Raw genomic sequence first — 17,138 nt, forward strand, 5'->3', positions numbered from 1 at the left:
AAAAGATTGAACCCATCGGCTCGCGATGCGGTCTTAGCCACTCGCGCTTTTGGAGGCGGGGGTCGACGATGACAAGGATGTGACGATATCTTCCATCGGCGCCAACTGCTCCAGCGGACCGATCGCCGACAGCGTCGGCACCGTGTCGAAGAACAGGCGGCCGGCAAGATCGGTCAGCCGGTCGATGGTAATGCCCTGCAGCCGTTCCAGCATCTCCTGATTTGGAATCGGCCGGCCGTAAAGCATCATTTGCCGCGCGATCTGGCCGGCGCGGGCCGCCGGGCTTTCCTGCCCCATTAGCAACTGCGCGCGGATCTGGGCGCGGGCACGCTCGATTTCCTGCTGTTCGATCTTGTGCGAGGACTTATGCAGCTCGTCAACGATGACCGGCAGCAGTTCCGGCAGGTTCTCGCCACCGGTCGCGGCATGGATGCCGAAAATGCCGGTGTCGGAAAAGCCCCAATGGAAGGCATAGACGGAATAGCAGAGGCCGCGGAACTCGCGCACTTCCTGAAACAGCCGCGAGGACATGCCGCCGCCGAGGATGTTGGCGAGGATCTGCGAGCAATAGAAATCGCGGGTGTGATAGGCGCGTCCCTCGAAGCCGAGCAGGATCTGTGCATCCATCAGGTCGCGCGTCTCGCGGATATTGCCGCCGATATAGCGGGCTGGCTCGATGACGGGCGGCGCCGACGGTTTGGTCGGCAGGGAGGAGAAGCGCTCTTCGACCTGGCGCACGAAGCTTTCATGATCGACGGCGCCGGCGGCCACCACGAACATGCGGTCGGTCGTGTAATTCCGGCTGAGATAACCGCGAATTTGATCGGGCGAGAAGGAGACGACGGTCTCCGGCGTGCCGAGAATCGCCCGGCCGAGCGTCTGGCCGCGATAGGCGACTTCGGAAAATTTGTCGAAGACCACGTCGTCGGGCGTGTCGTTCGCAGCGTTGATTTCCTGCAGGATGACCTGCTTTTCGCGCTGCAGCTCATCTTCGTCGAAGGCGGATTCGGTCAGGATATCAGCGAGGATATCGACGGCGAGCGGCACATGATCCTTCAGCACGCGGGCATAATAGGAGGTCGTCTCGGTCGATGTGGCGGCATTGACTTCGCCGCCGACATTTTCGATTTCCTCGGCGATCTCACGCGCCGTGCGACGGGCCGTACCCTTGAACGCCATGTGTTCGAGCAGATGCGCGATGCCGTGTTCCGCTTCGGTTTCGTTGCGCGAACCCGATTTGATCCAGACGCCGAGTGCCACGCTTTCGAGGTGTGGCATCGTCTGGGTCGCTATTGTCAGCCCGGACGCAAGCCGGGTGCACTCCACTGTCATCGTCTGTCTTTCTGCGTCTATCATTCCCCGGCCCGGGCATGCTTGCCGATAAAAGTTTCAACGGCTTTCAGCTCGGGATCGAGGACATCGAAACGCTCCTCCCTGTTCATCAATCCAGCAAGCCACGTCGGAAGCGCCGGGTCAATACCACATGCGGATTTTACTGCCGCGGGGAATTTTGCCGGATGCGCGGTCGCAAGCGTCACCATCGGGCTTGATGACTTCTCGTTTTTCTCCGCCACGAAGACGCCGATGGCCGTGTGCGGATCGATGAGATAGCCGGTGTTGTCGAGTGTTTCGCGGATCGTCGCAGCGACCTGCTTCTCGCTGGCGCGGCCGGCGCGGAAATCCCTCTTGATGAACTTCAGGGCATCTTCGCCGATCGAAAAACCCTTCGATTGTTTCAGGCTTTCCATCGCTGCGCGCACCTTCGATGCGTCACGGCCATAGGCTTCGAACAGCAGCCGCTCGAAGTTGGAGGAGATCTGAATGTCCATCGACGGCGCGGTAGTGGCCTTGACCTCGCGCATCTCGTAGCGGCCGGTCTTCAAGGTGCGTGCGAGAATGTCGTTTTCATTGGTGGCGATCACCAGCCGGTCGATGGGCAGACCCATGCGCTTGGCGACGTAGCCGGCGAAAATATCGCCGAAATTGCCGGTCGGAACGGTGAAGGAAATCTTCCTGTCCGGACCGCCGAGGGCGACGGCCGTGGTGAAGTAATAGACCACCTGCGCCATGATGCGCGCCCAGTTGATGGAATTGACGCCCGAAAGTTTGACGCGGTCGCGGAAAGCGGTGTCGTTGAACATGGCTTTGACCAGGTTCTGGCAATCATCGAAATTGCCGTTGAGCGCCAGCGCATGCACATTGGCCGCCGTTGAGGTGGTCATCTGCCGTTGCTGCACCGGCGAGACCTTGCCATGCGGGAAGAGGATGAAGATGTCGGTGCGTCCGCGTCCGGCAAAGGCGTCGATCGCCGCGCCGCCGGTATCGCCCGAGGTCGCGCCGACGATGGTCGCCCTCTGCCCGCGCTTTTCCAGCGCATAATCCATCAGCCGGGCGAGCAACTGCATGGCGACATCTTTGAAGGCAAGCGTCGTGCCGTGGAACAGCTCAATCACGAAGCTATTCGGACCTGTCTGCACCAGCGGCGCGACGGCCGGATGGCGGAAGGTGGCATAGGCCTCGTCGATCATGCCCCGGAAGACATCGTCCGGAATTTCGCCGTTGGTGAAAGGCGACAGCACGGCGAAGGCGACGTCCTGATAGCTCTTGCCGCGGAAGGCGCGGATCTCTTTTTTCGTAAGAGTCGGCCATTCACGGGGCACATAGAGCCCGCCATCGCGCGCAAGGCCGGCCAGAAGGGCATCGCAGAAGCCAAGGGCAGGGGCTTCTCCCCGCGTTGAGATATAGTCCACGGTCTATAATTCCTTTGGTCGCAAAATTGCCGGAGTGGTGGGGTGAGAGAATAAAAGAACGAAGCGATGGCAGCCCGTCTTTTTGCGTCGGATCAGCCGCGTGGTTTTCGCGTTTGTGCAATGCCCGCCCAGCTCAGTCTGGCGGGCGGCGGCTTGCGCCAATCTGTGGACGTCGAAAAGTGAGCCAAAACGGTGCCTACCCAATCGATTTTTCGCTGCGCCGCTGGTATAGACCATCGCCAAGTGTCATAAAAGGCCCGTCGAACAGGCTGCAGGCCGATAATGTAAATTATTGCAGAGGGTGGAATAATAGTGTTTGGCAAGGTTTCGCGTCGTCTTTTCTCCGCTTCGCTTATGGCATTGTTGGCAGGTTGTAATTCTCTTGGTTTTGGCGGTAGCGACAAGCCGTCCGGAACGGATGTGACGGTAGCGCCGCAGGCAACGGCGGCCAACGCGTCATCTGCCAGCCCCGCGCCACAGGTGACCGGTGGCCAGGCCTATATCGCCGGCAAATGCCCGCAAGTCGTAATCCGCGACGAGGCATCCAGCTATCGCACCTACGCCAAGGGCGCCAAGGATGATCCGAACCAGTTGACCTATCAGGCATCGCTCGCCCAGGCGACGCGCCAGTGCACGACCGATGGCACCAGCCTTAGCATCCATATCGTTGCGCAGGGCCGCCTTGTTGCCGGCCCGATGGGCGGCCCTGGCAAGGTGACCATACCGATCCATGTCGCCGTCATGGACAACAGCACCGCGCTCTATAGCAAGACCGTCAATTTCACCGCCGAAATCCCGCCGGGCGAAACCACGACGCAATTCCTCTTCACCGATGACGACATCAACGTCGCTGGCGGCTCCGGCGGTTTCACCGTGGTCCAGGTCGGATTCGATCAAGGGCCGCAGAAGCCGGAAAAAGGCCAGAAGCCTGTTCATAAGAAGCATAAGTAAGGCTGAGATTTAGGCAGTAGGATTGCAGGCTTGGTTTCAAGTCTGCGGATTTCGGCAACAGATACCGCGAGCTGTGATTTAGCGAGGGCAACTTCGCTGAAATTAGATACCAATATTTAAAATTGATCTCGAAGTTATATTGAACTGCATTGCTTGACCAAAACTAAGAAAGTTCCCTGCTTATGATCGAAGCGGTAGTCAAGAAAACGGGTGGAGTCCCATCGAACTACGCTATCATATTGTTCGGATTACTTTTCTTTCCTATTCAGATAGTCGCGATGCTCTTCGCCAAGAGGAGGCTCCACGAAGGAGATGACTGGGAAAGGTCTCATTATCAAATGCAGTATCGCAGTGCAGCGGCCTATCTGGTGATAGAAGCCGCTGTATTCGGCATCAAGGCGGCGACGTTATTCCTAATGCACGGAAAAATTTCCGCCGAAGTAACGAGCCTTCGGACTTGGTTGGTCTTCACCACCTTTGCAGGCTACGTGCCATTGGCTTGGCTCGCTATACGGTGCGTACGGGGCCTGTTTCTAGCAGGGGCGAAAACACCTTTGGTAAACCCGCGTTCTTATACCATTTGGCCTCGTTAAGGATTCAAAACGACAAAAAGTCGTTCGCACGAAGCTAGGCAAGACCGAGCCTATTGCCTCACAAAACGCCTTCCCACTCCGCCAGCGCCATGACCACGCCGGGCAGATCTGCCATCCGGGAGATGACCGTTTCCGCACCCGCATCTGTCAGCCGGTCGGCATGTGAAGGGTAGGTGTGCGAAGCGCCGGTGAAGCCGATGACGCGCATGCCGGCGGCGCGCGCCGCCTGGACGCCATGGACCGAGTCTTCGACGACGATAACGTTGGCCGGCGAAACGTTCGACTGCTTGGCGCCATGCAGGAAAATATCCGGCTTCGGCTTGACGCGATCGGCGCCGAGATCCTTGGCGGAATAGATATGCGGTGCAAAGAGTTCCTTGTAGCCGACCTTGGTGAGCATCATCTCGAGCCGCGCGGAGCTGGAGTTCGAGCAGACGCAACGCGGGATCGGCAGGCGCGACAGGGCGAGGGGAACGCCCGGGATAGCCTTGACGTCATTGGCGAGCCTCAGGTCCAGAAGCTTCTCTGACTTGTCGAGCAGCGATGCCGACAGCGGAATGCTCGCCTCACGCTCGACTTCGAACAGAATGTTCTGCCAGGTCATGCCGGAAAAACGCTCGCCCATTTCTTCGGCGCTGATCGGGTAACCCGCTTCCGTCAGGAGCTTGGATTCAACTTCCGCCGCGATGATTTCCGAATCGACCAGAACGCCGTCGCAGTCGAAGATGATGAGGTCGAAGCCATTGCCCATAAGAATACACTGCCTTTGAAGGAGCTCTGGATTTGGCATGCCTTATCCAAAAGCCGCTTAGCGCTTTTGGGGCCTGCTCTGAAAAGGATCGTGCGGCTTTACACGATGCTCCGGCAAAGCTCAACCAATCAGCAGGCATGGCAGAAGTGCGCTGACGGAAGGGATAGGCCAAAGTTTAAGGCCCGAAGTCGGCTTCCGGGGAGGTTATCGGGACGAATCTGCTCCCAATTCCGCCGACAGCCTATCCGGCCTCACTGAGAATGAGTCAGCCGTGATGGGTCATGTTGAAAAAGTCGCTGCGCAGGCTTTTGGCATGCAATGGGCCGACCTGCGCCTCATATTCCTCTTGAGCCGCCTGCCAGAAAGGCTCTACCTCCGCGATCTTGCCTTGCCCCGCCGGCGATAGCTCCAACATCAGCCGACGACTCCCTTCCGTTTCCGGCACGCTGATGATCAGTCCCTGTCGCTGCAGCGGCTTCACGGCCCGCAGCAGGGTCGTGCGGTCCATCAGCATCGCGGCCGCCAGTTCGTTCATGGTCAGGTGGCCATTCTGGTGGAGGAAATTCAGGAGCGAAAACTGGGTGCTGGTTATGCCGGTCGGCGCCATATGCCGCTCGTAAAGTTTCGAGACGTGCCTCGCCAGTTGCCTAGTCATCAGGCAATGGCACGCAAGGGGACCAAGATCGTCTTCGGTTTGCATGGGTACACTATGCTTGTGCATATGCACTAAGTCAAGTTGCAGTTGCACTTGCCCTCGGTGCCAGCCATGCGCCGGTACGTGACCATTCCGGCGGCTAGAGGCAGGCGCTGTCCTATCCTCTATCCATCTCGCCGGCTTCGATCGGAAATAGCGCCAGAAACCGGCGTTCGCCCTCCGAGGTAAACAGGATCGAACGGCTGTTTTCCGTTCGTCGCGCCCAGCCCTTGTCGAAGAAATTGGAAAGCAGCGCCTTGCCAAGGCTGCCGGCGAGATGGGCTCGGCGTTCGCTCCAGTCGAGGCAGGAGCGGCAGAGCGGACGCCGCGTCGAGCGCAGCCCGGTCACGTCTATGCCGATCGAGGTAAGCTGTGTTTCGCCGCGTTCCGTCAGGCTCAAGCCGTCATCAAGCGCCGAGATCGCGCCGGATGCGATCAGGCTGTCAAGCATGCGCACGCCGTAATCGCCGGCAAGATGGTCGTAGCAGATGCGCGCTTTGCGCAGCGCCGGTTCTTTCGGACCGGGGCGATGGCGCAGGTGTCCCCGCGTGGCGGCGAAGCCCATGATATTTTCGAGCAGCTTGCCGACGCCATCGTCGGCCAGCGCGAAATAGCGGTGTCGGCCCTGCTTTCGTTGCGCAAGCAACCCGCCTGCTTCGAGTTTCGACAAATGCGTGCTCGCCGTCTGCAGCGTGATGCCGCCGACCTCCGCCAGCTCCGTTGCCGTCAGAGCACGGCCGCCCATCAGCGCGGTGAGCATGTTCGCCCGCGCCGGGTCGCCGATGAGTGCGCCGATCTGCGCTATGTCAGGACCTTCCTTCATACTTCGATCGTAACCGAAGCATCGACGTCACGCAATATGCGAGAACATCTTCATCACGAAAGGAGAAAACCATGATCACCTGTTTCATCCGCTACGAAATCGATCCGTTCAAGAAGGAGGCCTTTGCCGAATACGCCAAGGCCTGGGGCCAGGTCATTCCACGCAACGGCGCTGATCTCATCGGCTATTTCGCCCCACATGAGGGTTCGGCGACGACCGCTTACGGCGTCTACAACATCGAAAGCCTGGCTGCTTACGAAGCCTATCGCGCGCGCCTCGCAGCCGACCCGCTCGGCAAGGCGAACTACGATTTCTCCTGCCGCGAACGCTTCATCCTCAGGGAAGATCGCATCTTCCTGAAAAACGTGTCGCTGCCGCACGGTCCGAAGGTGACGCCATGATCGCTGTCATTTTCGAGGTCGTTCCCTATCTCGGCGAGCGTCATCACTATCTCGATCTTGCCGGCAAGCTGCGCGCGGAGCTTGAAACGATCGACGGTTTCATCTCCATCGAGCGCTTCGAGAGCCTGACGCAACGCGGCAAGCTTCTCTCGCTGTCCTTCTGGCGCGACGAGGCGGCGGTGAAGGAGTGGCGCAATCGCGAAGCTCATCGTGCGGCACAGAAGGCCGGGCGAGGGGCGATATTTGCCGACTATCGGCTGCGCATAGCGCATGTGGTGCGCGATTACGGGATGAATGAGCGGGACGAGGCACCGGCGGACAGCAGGGCGGTACATGACGGATCGGGGACCGTAAGCGACGACGGACAATCGGCGCAAGCTTGAGAATTTGCAAAATGTGGTGCTCGCTTTAGCCTTTGGTAACCAACTTAGGTAACCATAACACTCAGTTAATCGTATCGAGTAAGTGTAACAGCGAGTATCACATGGCGTCAGTTTTCCCGCTTGCCGACCTCAGGACTTCCGCAACGCCGGGCTCTTGGGTCGACACGATCATCAAGGGCGATTGCGTGGCCGCTCTTGAAGCACTGCCCACCCATTCCGTCGACGTTATCTTCGCGGACCCGCCGTACAATCTGCAACTCGGCGGCACGCTGCATCGTCCCGACCAGTCGCTGGTCGACGCCGTCGATGACGAATGGGACCAGTTTGCCTCCTTCGAAGCTTATGATGCCTTTACCCGCGCCTGGCTGCTTGCCTGCCGTCGCGTGCTGAAGCCGACGGGCACGATCTGGGTCATCGGCTCCTATCACAATATCTTCCGCGTCGGCGCGACGATGCAGGATCTGAACTTCTGGATCCTCAACGACATCGTCTGGCGCAAGACCAATCCGATGCCGAATTTCAAGGGCCGCCGTTTCCAGAACGCCCATGAAACGATGATCTGGGCGAGCCCAAACGCCAAGGCCAAGGGCTACACCTTCAACTACGATGCCATGAAAGCAGCCAATGACGATGTGCAGATGCGCTCCGACTGGCTGTTCCCGATCTGCAGCGGCGGCGAGCGCTTGAAGGATCAGGATGGCAAGAAGGCCCATCCGACACAGAAGCCGGAAGCCCTGCTTGCCCGCGTCATCATGGCGTCTTCCAAACCCGGTGACATCATTCTCGATCCCTTCTTCGGCTCGGGCACCACCGGCGCCGTTGCCAAGCGTCTTGGCCGCCACTTCGTCGGCATCGAGCGTGAGCAGGATTACATCGATGCGGCCAGCGCCCGCATCGCCGCTGTCGAGCCGCTCGGCAAGGCGGAACTGACCGTCATGACCGGCAAGAAGGCTGAAGTTCGCGTCGCCTTCAACGTGCTGATCGAAAGCGGCCTCATCAAGCCCGGCCAGGTGCTGACGGATGCGAGGCGCCGCTATAGCGCCATCGTGCGCGCCGACGGCACGGTCGCCTCCGGCGGCGAGGCCGGCTCCATTCATCGCCTCGGTGCGAAAGTCCAGGGCCTTGATGCATGCAACGGATGGACGTTCTGGCACTTCGACGACGGGCAGTCTCTGCGCCCGATCGACGAGCTGCGTTCGATCGTCCGCAACGATCTGGCCAAGGCTGAATAATCCCAACTATTTGCGCGGCATGATCTTATCCGAAAGCCTTTCCCGGTTTTCGGAATCATGCCGCAGCCGGATCCGCACATCCGCCTTCTTCCGTCGAGTACCTCCAGTTAGGGAGGAAGGCGAGACGCCCAGAGTTTACGAACTCTGGGCGCTTTTTTGGGCCTTCTGGCTCAGAATTCCTGATAGTCCGTCACCTCGACCCGGATGACGCGTCCGTCTTCATCGAAAGTGATCGTCTCCTCGCCCTCGCGGATGAGTGGTTTGCCGGTCTTGCTGTTTGTCGCCCGGACGGACCAGACAGAGCGGCCGGAAAGCGGCGTCAGCGTTTCCACCAAGGAATTGACGGCGGTTTGATCCGGATAGGTGTCGAAGTATCCCCGAAATGCCTCCATGATCGCCTCGCGGCCGGCAAGGCTGCCGACGCCGTTGGAGACATAGGTGGCATTCTCCTCGAAGAAGTTCTCGATTGCTTCGTAGTCGAGCCTGTTGATCGCGTCATGAAAGAGGGTGATGCGTTCTGCCGGATCGAAAACCATAGCTCAAACCTCGATGCCGTAGGCGGCGAGATCGCCGCGCAACTTCTCGGCGCCGGTGAAATGGACTGCATTCCAACCCGCGGCTTTTGCACCTTCGACGTTGGCGAGCGAATCGTCGATAAAAATGGTGGAGGCCGGGTCCAGACCGAAACTTTTCACATGCGCCTCGTAGATTGCAACATCCGGCTTGATCAGGCCAATGTCGCCGGACACGGTGACGCCGCGCGGCTTGGAGAGGAAATCAAAGCGTGTCTGCGCTTCGCGAAACGTGTCGGAGGCAAAATTGGTGAGCATCGTGACGTCACGGCCCTCGGCAATCAGCTTCTCCAGGATGGCGACGCTATCGTCGTAGGCATGCGGCACCATATCGTGCCAATTCTTGCGGAAGGCGCGGATATGTTCTTCCCGCTCGGGATGCTCAGCAATCAGCAACGCTTCGGCCTCTTCCCACGTCCGGCCACGATCCTGCTCGATATTCCATTCATTTGTGCAAACATTGGCGAGGAACCAGGCTCGCTCCGCGTCATCCGGGATGATGCGGTTAAAGGGGATGCTCGGATCGTAGTGAACAAGCACCTTGCCGATGTCGAAGACGATGTGCCGGATTTCCGTGGTCATGAATTATGCCCTGATATGTAAGTGCTGGCTTTACTGAATGCGCGTGGAATAGCCTGTGCGATCGCTTTTTTCATGACGGTCGGCAAGGCCTGCGCTTCAAGATTTGTAACCGGCTCCCACCATCCGTCATTGCTGGCAATCTTCGATGCCACCTGGGCGCGATAGATCGATAGCCGTAATTCGAAGTGGGTGAAGACATGCGTAACGGTGCCTGCTACCTGCCAATCAGCCGGAAAGGGAGCGGCGGTGGCGCTGGTCTCGCCGTCGATACGTGCCGTCCAGCCGGTCGTCGGCACTTCGGTCATACCGCCGAGAAGGCCGCTGGCGATGCGCCGGCGCAGGTAAATCTCGCCATCGCCATTCACCGCCACGAAAGCGGCACCCTGGCGTACCGGCCTTTCCTTCTTTGCCGCTTTGACCGGAAAATGTTCGGGATCATGCAGCCGCAATGCCTCGCAGGCATTGTTGAAGGGACAGAGCGAACAGGCCGGCCGTTTCGGGGTGCAGATCGTCGCGCCCAGATCCATCATCGCCTGCGCGAAATCACCGGGGCGATCGGCTGGCGTTAGCAGCGCCACTTTCTGCTTCATCAATGGTTTGGCGGCCGGCAAGGGTGTGGCGATGGCGTAAAGGCGGGAGATGACGCGCTCGACATTGCCGTCCATGACAGCCACTTGCCGGTTGAATGCGATGGCCGCGACCGCCGCAGCCGTATAGTCGCCGATCCCCGGCAAGGCCCGCAGCCCATCCTCGGTTTCAGGAAACTGCCCGCCATGCTCTGCCGCCACGGCCTCCGCGCATTTCTTGAGATTGCGGGCGCGGGCATAATAGCCAAGCCCGGCCCAGGCGGCCATGACATCGTCGGTAGGCGCCGTCGCAAGATCACGAACCGTCGGCCAGCGTTTCAGGAATTTGGCGAAATAGGCTTTGACCGCCGGCACCGTGGTCTGCTGCAGCATCACCTCCGACAGCCAGATATGATAAGGATCGGGCCGGATGCCGCGCGCAGCCATCGGCGGCGAAATCCGCCAGGGCAGGTCGCGGTGATGACGGTCGTACCAGGAAAGAAGCTCTCCGCTCAGGGACGATATCTGCGGTAAAATATCCATAATTTCCTATCGGTGAAGCGATTACATCCAACTCTCTAGACGCAATTGCTCGAGAAGTGAAAGTCGGAAAATATGAGACCCCCTAAACGCTGGAGATGAAGGAGAATTCACCATGCTTATCGAGCTTTTCGATCGTCTATTGAATGCGAGTCCCAACCTGGGGCTTCTGAATATCTGCGTCTTAGAAATTCTTTTCTTGTCGCTCGTCTATTGTATGATGTGGAAGTTATCGCACACACAACCATTTAAGGTTGTCATCGCTTATCTCAAACAAGAATTGCGGCCGCAGCAAGAGAAGCGCTCGGATCGCTCTTAAATGCTTTATCATGCTTTCGGTGCGCTCATCTTCTTTGTAATGGCGCTAAGCGTCTACGCCGCGTCGTCGGTTGTGTTGCTCGTTGCAGCTTGGCACACAGGTGAGAAGGGCGCATTTCCCCTACAGCTACTGGCCTTGGGATTTTTCCTTCTTGGTCTTGTTGCAACGCAACTGATGCGCAACAATGCAGTGAAAGAGTGGAGATTATTTCGTGCTCTTTTGCAAAACAGAAAAGGCAGTTCTCTTTGACATTCCTGCCGCGCCAATGCTTCGTTCTGACGCTGGGAAGCGACCTATAACCTCAAAATGAGCGAATATCGTCTGTCAAAAATGCCGCGTCGCGGCGAAAAACAGATTTCCGAGCTGACCAACGGTATCATTGATCCCGTTCTGGCGAAGCGTGCGGGAATTAATACCGCGCTGCTCGGTTCCTGGGACGAGATCGCCGGCGAGGATTTCGCCGAATGTACGCGGCCGGAAAAGATCGCCTGGGCCAAGCGTGGCGGCTCGGGCGACGATGGCGGTTACCAGCCCGGTGTGCTGACCATAGCCTGCGAGGGCGCCCGCGCCTTGTTTCTGACCCATGCGCAGGGCGAACTCATCCAGCGCATCAATGGTTTCTTTGGCTTCCACGCCGTCAGCCAAATCCGCATCGTTCAGAAGCCGGTCTCCATTGCCTCCAAACGCTCGCGCACGCCGCCGCCGCTGAAGGGCGAGGCGGCGCGAAAGCTGGAAGACATGATGGACGGCATCGAGGACGACAAGCTGCGTGCGGCAATTCAGAGGTTGGGCACCGTGATGGCGTGGAAGCGGGGCAAGAGATAGTTCTATTGTAATGACGAAAGCGGTTGGTCGGTGGGTTCCGGAATGCTATATTTGTATAGCACTTTGGAGAGAAGATGATGTTGGCCCTACGGCTTCCGCCGGAAATTGAAGCAAGGCTCGATGAGCTCGCCAAGCGTACCGGGCGTAGTAAAAGCTTTTATGCCCGTGAGGCGATCCTGGAGCACCTGGACGACCTTGAGGATATCTATCTCGCGGAGAAGCGCTTGGAAGAGTTTCGCCGGGGCGAGAGCGATACCGTTTCCCTGGCTGAGTTAATGGCACGCTATGGCGTGGACGATTGAGTTTCAGCGATCTGCGGAGCGCGAACTCGAAAAGCTTGGACATGAGACTGCGCGCCGCATTCTTAAATTTCTTCATGAGCGTGTTGCTAAGCTGGACAATCCGCGCTCCATCGGAGAGGCTTTGAAGGGTTCTGATCTCGGTGATTTCTGGAAATATCGGGTCGGAGACTGCCGAGTCATAGCGCACATCGAAGATAGCGCCATACGAATTCTGATTGTCCGAGTCGGAAATCGCCGCGAGGTTTATCGAAGATAGTCTCACATAGCGGTTCATCTTCAGGATCGACCGCTCATCCCCGTCAATTCTGACGATAATTTAATCTCTTTGTCTTCGGTAGGTCACAATTCTTTGAAGAAAGTTGGCCAAGCGTGCCTTGTTAGTAGCAACTAGCCGTTATATCGCAGTGAACCATTCAAAGACCTCTTAAACGACGGGTGACTTTATGCCGATGTCTGACATGCTCTTGACCAAACGCCACTTGCTGGGCGGCACCGCCGTCACAGCCCTCTCCCTGGCGTTCGCTGCCTTTGCCGACACCGCATCCGCCGCCAATGCCACTACGGTCGGCGGCGCCCAGGAGACCACCAACAGCGCTGCTTCGCCGGAGGATGCAATTCCGTCGTCGGAAGGCAACGTCGACATGAACGAGGTGCTGAAGCCCGGCCCGCTGCCGGAAATCGCGCTCGGCAAGGAAGACGCCCCGGTCAAGATCGTGGAATACATGTCGCTGACCTGCCCGCACTGCGCGCATTTCGCCACGACCACCTTCGATGCGATCAAGCAGAAATACGTCGACACCGGCAAGGCCCGCTTCATTATCCGCGAATTCCCCTTCGATCCGCGCGCTGCTGCTGCCTTCATGCTGGCCCGTTGCGCGCCGCAGGAACAGTACCTGCCGATGGTCGATATGCTGTTCAAGCAGCAGATCGCCTGGGCGTCGCCGGATGTCGATGGTCGCGCCGCACTGCTGCAAATGTCGAAACTTGCCGGTTTTACTGAGGATAGCTTTACGAAATGCTTGACGAACCAGAAGCTTCTGGATGATGTCAACTCAGTTAGGGAACGTGCAGCCAAAGACTTCGGCGTCAATGCTACGCCGACCTTCTTGATCAACGGCAAGCGTTATGCAGGGGACATGTCGGTTGGTGCCATGTCGAAGCTCATCGATAGCCTTCTCTGATCCGCGCCTTTTAGAAACGGCGGGCGGCGGGGAAACCTGCGCGCCCGCCTTTTTGTGCCCGCCTGTTACCTTCTCCCGCTCGGGGAGAAGGAGGTCTGACCCATGAAGTTCAACAGGCTTCGTCTGGTCGGCTTTAAGTCCTTCGTGGAGCCGGCGGAATTCGTCATCGAGCGCGGTTTGACCGGCGTCGTCGGGCCGAACGGCTGCGGCAAGTCCAACCTGGTCGAAGCGCTGCGCTGGGTGATGGGCGAGAATTCCTACAAGAACATGCGCGCTTCCGGCATGGATGATATCATCTTCTCCGGTTCCGGCAATCGCCCGGCGCGCAACACCGCGGAAGTCGGGCTCTATCTCGACAACAGCGACCGCACGGCGCCCGCCGCCTTTAATGACAGCGACGAAATCCAGGTGACCCGTCGCATCGAGCGCGAGCAGGGCTCGCTCTATCGCATCAATGGCAAAGAGGCCCGCGCCAAGGATGTGCAACTGCTGTTCGCCGATGCCTCGACCGGAGCGCGTTCGCCGTCGATGGTCGGGCAGGGGCGTATCGGCGAGCTGATCCAGGCCAAGCCCCAGGCGCGCCGGCAGCTTCTTGAAGAAGCGGCCGGCATTTCCGGCCTGCATTCGCGCCGGCATGAGGCGGAACTCCGTTTGCGCGCTGCCGAGGGCAATCTCGAGCGTCTCGACGACGTAACCTCGCAGCTTGAAAGCCAGATCGAGAGCCTGAAACGCCAGGCGCGTCAGGCCAACCGCTTCAAGATGCTCTCCGCCGACATCCGTGCCCGTGAGGCCATGCTCCTGCATATCCACTGGAAACAGGCCAAGGAAGCGGAAGCGGAGGCTGACAGCGCCCTCAACCAGGCAACTGTTCTGGTCGCCGAAAAGGCGCAGATACAGATGGAGGCGGCAAAGGCGCAGGGTATCGCCAGCTTCAAGCTGCCGGATCTGCGCGACGAGGAGGCGAAAGCCGCTGCCGCATTGCAGCGTCTGCAGATCGCTCGCACCCAGCTTGAAGAGGATGCCAACCGCATTTTGCGCCGTCGAGACGAGCTGACCCGGCGGTTGGCGCAACTGGCTGAAGATATCAGCCGTGAAGAGCGCCTTGTTGCCGACAATGCGGAGATTCTGGGCGGGCTCGATGCGGAGGAAGCCGATATTGCCGACATCCTCGCCGATTCCGGTCGGCTTGCCGAGGAGACACGCGAGGCTTTCGATGAGGCAGCCGCCAAGCTGGCCGACAGCGAGCGTATCTTTGCCACGCTGACTGCCGAGCGCGCCGAGGCCGCTGCCGCCCGCAATCAGCTCGAGCGCGCCATCCGCGATCTCGCCGACCGCAAGATGCGGCTGGAACGCCAGATGGACGAGGCCAGCCGCGAGCTTGACGCGATCGAGGAAAAGATAGCTGCCCTGCCGGACCCCGGCGAAAAGCGCGATGTGGTCGAAGCTGCCGAAACCGTCGTGGTCGATGCCGAGGCGGCGATCCAGCTCGTCGAGGCGGCCCTTTCCAGGGCCCGTGAAACCGAAGCTTTGTCGCGCACGCCGGTCGATCAAGCCCGTTCGCGGTTGAATGCCTTGGAGACGGAAGCGCGTACGATCGCCAATATGCTGGCGGCGGGAGCTACCGCGGCCACATTTGCACCTGTTGCGGAAGAGCTGCGCGTCGATCGTGGCTTCGAGATCGCGCTCGGCGCAGCGCTTGGCGACGATCTGGAATCGCCGCTGGATCCGCAGGCGCCGGTCTATTGGTCCGACAATGGCAGCGGCGCAACCGATCCCGCCTTGCCGGAAGGCGTCGTGCCGCTGATCTCGCATGTTGGGGCACCGGCGGCATTGACGCGACGTCTTCGCCAGATTGGCCTTGTCGCTGCCGAAGATGCCCTGCATCTCATGCCGGCGTTGAAGCCGGGCCAGCGGCTGGTGACGAAGGACGGCGCCGTATTTCGTTGGGACGGGCATGTGACCGGGGCAGACGCCCCCAGCGCGGCGGCTTTGCGGCTGGCACAGAAAAATCGTCTTGCTGAGCTCGAGGCCGAAGCCGAAATGGCGCGCGATGTCCTGGCCGAGGCCGAGGAGCGCTTGGCGATTGCCGGTGATGCGATCCGAGCCGAGGAAGGCCGTCTTGTTGCCGCTCGCGATACCAGCCGGCTTGCTGCCCGCCAGCTCGCGGAGGCTCGCGAAGCATTGGCGATGGCGGAGCGTGCCTCCGGCGATCTCATCCGCCGTCGCGACGTCATTTCGGAAGCCGCCAGCCATCTGCAGGCGCAGATGGAAGAGGTAACGGTGCGGGATGAAAATGCTCGCATCGAACTGGAGGATGCACCCGATCTGGCGGCCATCGATCTCAGGCTGCGCGATCAGCAGGTGGATGTCGCGACAGATCGCGGCGCGCTCGCCGAGGCGCGTGCCCGTTACGAAGGGCTGAATCGGGAAAACGAGGCGCGGCAGCGCCGCATCCTGGCGATCCGGCAGGAGCGTGACGGTTGGCGCCAGCGCGCCGCCAGTGCCGAAGAGCATATCCAGACCTTGCGCGACCGCGAGGAAGAGGCGCGTGATGAGGCCGCCGAGCTGGACCTCGCTCCGGATGAATTTGATGACAAGCGTCGTGGCCTGATGAATGAATTGCAGAGGGCCGAGGAGGCACGCCGCGCCGCGGCCGACCGCTTGGTCGAGGCGGAAATCGTTCAGCGCGAGGCCGATCGCCAGGCGGCCACAGCACTGTCAGAACTGGCGGAAAGCCGTGAAAAGCGCGGCCGCATCGAGGAGCGGCTGGTTTCTGCCCGCGAGCGTCGCCAGGAAAGCGAGTTGCGCATCCGTCAGGCGCTGAATGTCGAACCGCACGAGGTGTTGCGGCTTGCCGGCCTGTCGGCGGGGCAAAACGTCCCTGATTTGCGTGAGGTCGAGCGCGAGCTGGAGCGGCTGAGGATCGAACGCGAGCGCCTCGGTGCCGTCAACCTGCGTGCCGAGGAGGAAAGCAGGGAACTGACCGAGCGGCTGCGCGCCCTGATCAAGGAGCGCGACGATGTCATCGACGCTATTCGTAAGCTCCGCGGTGCGATCCAGAGCCTCAACCGCGAAGGCCGCGAGCGGCTGATCGCAGCTTTCGACGTGGTCAATGTGCAGTTCCAGCGGCTGTTTACCCATCTCTTCAGCGGCGGCACGGCCGAGCTGCAACTGATCGAATCCGACGATCCGCTGGAGGCGGGCCTCGAAATCCTCGCCCGCCCGCCGGGCAAGAAGCCGCAGACCATGACGCTGCTTTCCGGTGGCGAACAGGCGCTGACGGCGATGGCGCTGATCTTTGCCGTCTTCCTCACCAACCCGGCGCCGATCTGCGTGCTGGACGAAGTGGACGCGCCGCTCGACGATCACAATGTCGAGCGCTATTGCAATCTCATGGACGAGATGGCCGCCTCGACCGAGACGCGTTTCGTGGTCATTACCCACAATCCCATTACCATGGCGCGCATGGACCGCCTCTTCGGCGTGACCATGGCCGAACAGGGTGTCTCACAGCTTGTTTCCGTTGATTTGCAGACTGCGGAGCAGCTGCGGGAAATCGCTTGAGGCGCCTTTTTCCGATTGGAAAAAAGAAAAACTATTTCCATATCGACAAGAAATTGCTGCTTCGGCTGCCGCACAGCCGGAAAGCGTGTTAGATTTCTTTTCGATCAAT

Annotated in this window: 19 protein-coding genes; 11 read left to right on the top strand and 8 right to left on the bottom strand. The window is 59.6% G+C overall.

Annotated elements, in window-relative coordinates; all coding sequences use genetic code 11:
* Nucleotides 1-33 precede the first annotated feature (33 nt).
* Both GGD50_RS01520 and thrC read right to left on the bottom strand, forming a co-directional pair.
* The gene (locus tag GGD50_RS01520; protein WP_107107493.1) at nt 34-1,332 is read right to left on the bottom strand and encodes a M16 family metallopeptidase; all 1,299 of its coding nucleotides are present in this window, start codon (nt 1,330-1,332) and stop codon (nt 34-36) included.
* 20 nt (nt 1,333-1,352) lie between these two features.
* Nucleotides 1,353-2,750 carry a threonine synthase gene (gene thrC, locus GGD50_RS01525; protein WP_107107370.1) on the bottom strand — a complete coding sequence of 466 codons (1,398 nt, stop codon included), beginning with the start codon at nt 2,748-2,750 and terminating at the stop codon, nt 1,353-1,355.
* 420 nt (nt 2,751-3,170) lie between these two features.
* Here thrC and GGD50_RS01530 point away from each other — a divergent pair, with 420 nt between their 5' ends.
* Nucleotides 3,171-3,701, top strand: a complete 531-nt coding sequence (locus tag GGD50_RS01530; RefSeq protein WP_245407430.1) for a hypothetical protein — start codon at nt 3,171-3,173, stop codon at nt 3,699-3,701.
* Nucleotides 3,702-3,883: 182 nt separating this feature from the next.
* Entirely contained in the window at nt 3,884-4,294 is a 411-nt protein-coding gene (locus tag GGD50_RS01535; RefSeq protein ID WP_107107372.1) for a hypothetical protein, read from the top strand.
* A gap of 58 nt (nt 4,295-4,352) precedes the next feature.
* Here GGD50_RS01535 and GGD50_RS01540 read toward each other — a convergent pair whose 3' ends face one another.
* The 3 genes from GGD50_RS01540 to GGD50_RS01550 all read right to left on the bottom strand — a co-directional run bounded on the left by GGD50_RS01540 (nt 4,353) and on the right by GGD50_RS01550 (nt 6,562).
* On the bottom strand, nt 4,353-5,045 hold the full coding sequence (locus GGD50_RS01540) for an HAD family hydrolase (protein WP_107107373.1): 693 nt from the start codon (nt 5,043-5,045) through the stop codon (nt 4,353-4,355).
* Nucleotides 5,046-5,310: 265 nt separating this feature from the next.
* On the bottom strand, nt 5,311-5,652 hold the full coding sequence (locus GGD50_RS01545; protein ID WP_181316018.1) for a MarR family winged helix-turn-helix transcriptional regulator: 342 nt from the start codon (nt 5,650-5,652) through the stop codon (nt 5,311-5,313).
* A gap of 205 nt (nt 5,653-5,857) precedes the next feature.
* Entirely contained in the window at nt 5,858-6,562 is a 705-nt protein-coding gene (locus tag GGD50_RS01550) for an ArsR/SmtB family transcription factor (RefSeq protein ID WP_107107375.1), read from the bottom strand.
* A gap of 71 nt (nt 6,563-6,633) precedes the next feature.
* On the opposite strand from GGD50_RS01550, the gene GGD50_RS01555 reads away from it, so the two are divergent.
* The 3 genes from GGD50_RS01555 (at nt 6,634) to GGD50_RS01565 (ending at nt 8,578) form a co-directional block, all read left to right on the top strand.
* The gene (locus GGD50_RS01555) at nt 6,634-6,963 is read left to right on the top strand and encodes an NIPSNAP family protein (RefSeq protein ID WP_107107376.1); all 330 of its coding nucleotides are present in this window, start codon (nt 6,634-6,636) and stop codon (nt 6,961-6,963) included.
* Nucleotides 6,960-7,346 (top strand): antibiotic biosynthesis monooxygenase family protein, encoded by a 387-nt coding sequence (locus GGD50_RS01560; protein WP_107107377.1) that lies wholly within the window; start codon nt 6,960-6,962, stop codon nt 7,344-7,346. The genes GGD50_RS01555 and GGD50_RS01560 overlap by 4 nt, the downstream gene beginning before the upstream one ends.
* Before the next feature lie 101 nt (nt 7,347-7,447).
* Entirely contained in the window at nt 7,448-8,578 is a 1,131-nt protein-coding gene (locus GGD50_RS01565) for a site-specific DNA-methyltransferase (protein ID WP_107107378.1), read from the top strand.
* 170 nt (nt 8,579-8,748) lie between these two features.
* Here the strand turns inward: GGD50_RS01565 and GGD50_RS01570 are convergent, their stop codons facing one another.
* The 3 genes from GGD50_RS01570 to mutY are packed head-to-tail and all read right to left on the bottom strand — an operon-like array spanning nt 8,749 to nt 10,841.
* Nucleotides 8,749-9,114: a YybH family protein gene (locus tag GGD50_RS01570; protein ID WP_107107379.1), complete on the bottom strand. Its 366-nt coding sequence runs from the start codon at nt 9,112-9,114 to the stop codon at nt 8,749-8,751.
* 3 nt (nt 9,115-9,117) lie between these two features.
* Nucleotides 9,118-9,732, bottom strand: coding sequence for an HAD family hydrolase (locus tag GGD50_RS01575; RefSeq protein WP_107107380.1), 615 nt, complete (start codon nt 9,730-9,732; stop codon nt 9,118-9,120).
* Nucleotides 9,729-10,841, bottom strand: coding sequence for an A/G-specific adenine glycosylase (mutY, locus tag GGD50_RS01580; protein WP_107107381.1), 1,113 nt, complete (start codon nt 10,839-10,841; stop codon nt 9,729-9,731). Before mutY ends, GGD50_RS01575 begins: the two co-directional genes overlap by 4 nt.
* A 316-nt stretch (nt 10,842-11,157) precedes the next feature.
* Here mutY and GGD50_RS01585 point away from each other — a divergent pair, with 316 nt between their 5' ends.
* The 6 genes from GGD50_RS01585 to GGD50_RS01610 all read left to right on the top strand — a co-directional run bounded on the left by GGD50_RS01585 (nt 11,158) and on the right by GGD50_RS01610 (nt 17,029).
* Nucleotides 11,158-11,406 (top strand): hypothetical protein, encoded by a 249-nt coding sequence (locus tag GGD50_RS01585; RefSeq protein WP_107107383.1) that lies wholly within the window; start codon nt 11,158-11,160, stop codon nt 11,404-11,406.
* Nucleotides 11,407-11,463: 57 nt separating this feature from the next.
* Nucleotides 11,464-11,982 carry a DUF721 domain-containing protein gene (locus tag GGD50_RS01590; RefSeq protein ID WP_245407431.1) on the top strand — a complete coding sequence of 173 codons (519 nt, stop codon included), beginning with the start codon at nt 11,464-11,466 and terminating at the stop codon, nt 11,980-11,982.
* A gap of 77 nt (nt 11,983-12,059) precedes the next feature.
* Nucleotides 12,060-12,284, top strand: a complete 225-nt coding sequence (gene relB, locus GGD50_RS01595) for a type II toxin-antitoxin system RelB family antitoxin (protein ID WP_028750684.1) — start codon at nt 12,060-12,062, stop codon at nt 12,282-12,284.
* Nucleotides 12,268-12,540: a type II toxin-antitoxin system RelE family toxin gene (locus tag GGD50_RS01600; RefSeq protein WP_107107384.1), complete on the top strand. Its 273-nt coding sequence runs from the start codon at nt 12,268-12,270 to the stop codon at nt 12,538-12,540. The genes relB and GGD50_RS01600 overlap by 17 nt, the downstream gene beginning before the upstream one ends.
* Nucleotides 12,541-12,727: 187 nt before the next feature.
* The gene (locus tag GGD50_RS01605; protein ID WP_107107385.1) at nt 12,728-13,465 is read left to right on the top strand and encodes a DsbA family protein; all 738 of its coding nucleotides are present in this window, start codon (nt 12,728-12,730) and stop codon (nt 13,463-13,465) included.
* Nucleotides 13,466-13,567: 102 nt separating this feature from the next.
* Nucleotides 13,568-17,029, top strand: coding sequence for a chromosome segregation SMC family protein (locus GGD50_RS01610; protein WP_107107386.1), 3,462 nt, complete (start codon nt 13,568-13,570; stop codon nt 17,027-17,029).
* Nucleotides 17,030-17,138 lie beyond the last annotated feature (109 nt).

The organism is Martinezella paranaensis (assembly GCF_014200235.1).
GTDB classification, from domain to species: domain Bacteria; phylum Pseudomonadota; class Alphaproteobacteria; order Rhizobiales; family Rhizobiaceae; genus Rhizobium; species Rhizobium paranaense.